This window comes from Nonomuraea sp. NPDC049784 (assembly GCF_040659615.1).
In the GTDB taxonomy this organism is placed as follows: domain Bacteria; phylum Actinomycetota; class Actinomycetes; order Streptosporangiales; family Streptosporangiaceae; genus Nonomuraea.
In genome coordinates this window covers 1-3,118 of record NZ_JBFAMX010000892.1, presented here as the reverse complement: position 1 = coordinate 3,118, position 3,118 = coordinate 1, and the positions used below count along the sequence as shown (strand labels likewise).

Here is a 3,118-nt window from a genome sequence, read left to right as displayed (position 1 = left end):
CCGCGACCGGTCTCGGCGGGCAGCCGGTGGTGCGGCCCAACGGCGCCGTCGTGGTGCCGTACCTGAGCGGGGAGCAGCAGATCCGCTCCTTTCGCTCCGGCGACGGCGGCGCGAGCTGGGGCGACAGCGTGCTCGTCGCGACCGTGCGGCGGCACACGGTCGGCGGCGGGCTGCGGGCCGCGCCGCTGCCGTCGGCGGAGACCGACGCGGCCGGCACCGTGTACGTCGCCTGGCACGACTGCCGCTTCCAGCTCAGCTGCGCCGGCAACGACATCGTCATGAGCGCCTCGGCCACCGGCGACGAGTGGAGCCACGTCACACGCGTCACGAACGACGGCGGGGACCACTTCATCCCCGGCCTCGGCGTCGACCGCGACAGCTCGGGCGCCACCGCCAGGCTGGCGCTGGCCTACTACCGCTACCCGTCCGCCGACTGCACGGCCGCCACCTGCCGCCTCACGATCGGCTACACCTCCTCGGACAACGGCGGCGCGAGCTGGTCGCGGCCCGCCGAGCTGCACGGGCCGATGGAGCTCGGCTGGCTCGCCAACACCGCGCACGGCCGCATGGCGGGCGACTACATCTCCACCTCGGTCGTCCCCGGCGGCAACGCCTACGTGGCCTTCACCGCCGCGGCCGCCCCCGAGGGCGGCGCGCACGACGTGCGCACCTACACCGTCACGGGCGGGCTGCCGATCAGCGGCGGCGGCCGTGCCCCGCTCGCGATCGACGCGCCCGTCGCGGCCGGCGAGGAGGTGCCAGACCTCCCCGCGACGGCCCGCTAACCCTTGTGGAACGCGGCGGCCGTCTCCTCGTCGTTCGGCCAGAACGTCTCGATGGCCAGCTCGGAGACCGTCACGTCCACCGGCGTGCCGAACGTCGCGATCGTGGTGAACATCGACAGCACCCGGTCACCGGCCGCGATCCGCAGCGGGACCAGGATGTCCGCGGGGCCGGGCACGTGCGCCACGTTCAGGTCCACCCCCGGATAGGTGTACGAGGCCAGCTCATCGTGCAGCTCGGCCAGCCGCCCGTCTCCGGACACCTCGGCCTGCCTGCGCAGCTGGTGCAGCAGGTGGGCCCGGACCTCGGCCAGGTTCAGCAGCCGGCCGCCCATCGCCTGCGGGTGCAGCGACAGCCGCATCACGTTGATCGGCTCCTTCAGGAGCTCGGCCGGCGCCCCGTCCATGAACATCGCGGCCGCGGAGTTGGCCGCCACCAGGTTCCACGCCGCGTCCACCACGACCGCCGGATACGGCTCGTGCCCGGCCAGGATCTTGTCCAGAGCCTGGCGCACGACCCCGAACTCAGGGGCGCGTACCTCGCGTTCGGGGTAGACCGGCGCGAACCCGGCGGACACCAGCAGCCTGTTGCGGTGCCGCAGCGGCACCTCCAGCTCCTCGGCCAGTTTGATCACCATCTCGCGGCTCGGCCGGGCGCGCCCGGTCTCCATGAAACTGATGTGGCGGGCCGAAACGTCGGCTTCTATGGCCAGGTCCAGCTGGCTCACCCGCCGCCGCTGCCGCCACGAACGCAGCAGATCCCCAAAAGACTCGTCATATATGGCTACAGCTCCCATGCCCGGAACGCTATCGCTTGGAGGGAAGCGTCTCGATTACCCGCCAGGTAATGCGGCTCCTGTGGGAGGAAAACTCCCAGTCCTCAGAACCTGTCGGTCCTACGTGGCACGATGGCCGCACGACGAGAAGGAGCGAAGCCATGAGTGACGCAGTCCTCGCGATCGGCACCCGTAAGGGCCTGTTCCTCGCCCGCTCGACCGGCGGCGGCCCGTTCGAGATCGAGCCGATCCAGTTCTCCACGGTCGCGGTGCCGTCGGTGGCGATCGACACCCGCGGCACCACACCCCGGCTCCTGGCCGGCATCGAATACGGTCACTTCGGTCCGTCCGTCGTCTATTCGGATGACCTCGGGAAGACATGGGGCGAGGCGGAGCAGCCGCCCGTCGCCTTCCCGGACAAGACGGAGACGACCCTGACGAAGGTCTGGCAGCTCGCGCCCTCACCCTCCGAGCCCGGCGTCGTCTGGGCGGGCGTCGAGCCGGGCGCGCTGTTCCGTTCGGAGGACGGCGGCGTCACCTACCGGCTGATCGAGGGGCTGTGGGAGCACCCGCACCGGCCGCAGTGGCAGCCGGGCGGCGGCGGCCTCTGCCTGCACACGATCGTCCTCCACCCGACCGACCCCCAGACCCTGGGCGTCGCGATCTCCACCGGCGGCTTCTACCGCTCGGCCGACGGCGGGCGGTCGTGGGAGGCCGCCAACCAGAACATCCGGGCCCCGTTCATGCCCGAGGGGCAGCAATACCCGGAGTTCGGGCAGTGCGTGCACAAGGTCGCCATGGACCCCTCCCGGCCGGAGCGGCTCTACCTGCAGCACCACTTCGGCGTCTACCGCAGCGACGACTTCGGCGGGAGCTGGCACGACATCGGCTCGGAGCTGCCGTCGGACTTCGGCTTCCCGATCGTGGCGCACCCCTCGCGGCCCGGCACGGTCTTCGTGCTGCCGCTGACGGCCGACATGGACCGCACGCCGGTCGACCACCGCTACCGCGTCTTCCGCAGCGACGACGCGGGCCAGACGTGGCGGCCGTTCGGCGCGGGGCTCCCCGAGGCGCCCGTGCACGGGAGCGTGCTGCGTGACGCGATGACCGCGTCGGAGGCGGGGCTCTTCTTCGGCACGCGCGACGGCGAGGTCCACTGCTCGCGCGACGACGGCGAGACCTGGTCGCTGGTCGGCCGTCACCTGCCCGACGTGCTCACGGTGCGCGCGGCGGTGCTCTAGGCCATGGTGACCATGGTGGTTTTCGTGCTCCCGGGCATGCTGCGGCGGTGGGTGAGCGGGCGCACGGAGGTCAAGGTCTTCGCCGTCGCCGCCGACCGCGACTCCCCGCCCACCCTGGGGTCGGCGCTCGACATGCTCCGCCGTACACATCCGCTGCTGGAGGAGCGGCTGCGCGACGAGTACGGGCTCATCCGCAGGCACATCAGCATGATCGTGTGCGGTGAGAACGCCACGGGGTTCGGCGACCTCGACTGCGCCCTGCCCCCTGGCGCGGAGATCTACGTCACGCCCGCGCTGGTCTGAGCCCCGCCGTACGCGC

Annotated in this window: 4 protein-coding genes; 3 read left to right on the top strand and 1 reads right to left on the bottom strand. The window is 71.9% G+C overall.

Annotated features, from left to right (window positions below; genetic code table 11):
- Window positions 1-785, top strand: a 785-nt coding sequence (locus AB0J09_RS60545) for a hypothetical protein (protein ID WP_360712917.1), incomplete at its 5' end; no start/stop codon positions are given.
- On the opposite strand, the gene AB0J09_RS60540 is transcribed toward AB0J09_RS60545, so the two are convergent.
- The gene (locus tag AB0J09_RS60540; RefSeq protein ID WP_360712914.1) at window positions 782-1,579 is read right to left on the bottom strand and encodes a helix-turn-helix transcriptional regulator; all 798 of its coding nucleotides are present in this window, start codon (window positions 1,577-1,579) and stop codon (window positions 782-784) included. The genes AB0J09_RS60545 and AB0J09_RS60540 overlap by 4 nt on opposite strands.
- A gap of 140 nt (window positions 1,580-1,719) precedes the next feature.
- Here AB0J09_RS60540 and AB0J09_RS60535 point away from each other — a divergent pair, with 140 nt between their 5' ends.
- A complete protein-coding gene (locus AB0J09_RS60535) occupies window positions 1,720-2,799 on the top strand; it encodes an exo-alpha-sialidase (protein WP_360712911.1) in 1,080 nt (359 codons plus the stop codon).
- A gap of 12 nt (window positions 2,800-2,811) precedes the next feature.
- Complete coding sequence (locus AB0J09_RS60530; RefSeq protein WP_360712908.1) at window positions 2,812-3,102, top strand: hypothetical protein; 291 nt, start codon at window positions 2,812-2,814, stop codon at window positions 3,100-3,102.
- The last annotated feature ends 16 nt before the right edge of the window (window positions 3,103-3,118 follow it).

Excerpts from the sequence above, each read along its gene's own strand:
- AB0J09_RS60540 (WP_360712914.1), bottom strand. The coding sequence starts at position 1,579 with ATGGGAGCTGTAGCCATATATGACGAGTCTTTTGGGGATCTGCTGCGT.
- AB0J09_RS60535 (WP_360712911.1), top strand. The coding sequence starts at position 1,720 with ATGAGTGACGCAGTCCTCGCGATCGGCACCCGTAAGGGCCTGTTCCTC.
- AB0J09_RS60530 (WP_360712908.1), top strand. The coding sequence starts at position 2,812 with ATGGTGGTTTTCGTGCTCCCGGGCATGCTGCGGCGGTGGGTGAGCGGG.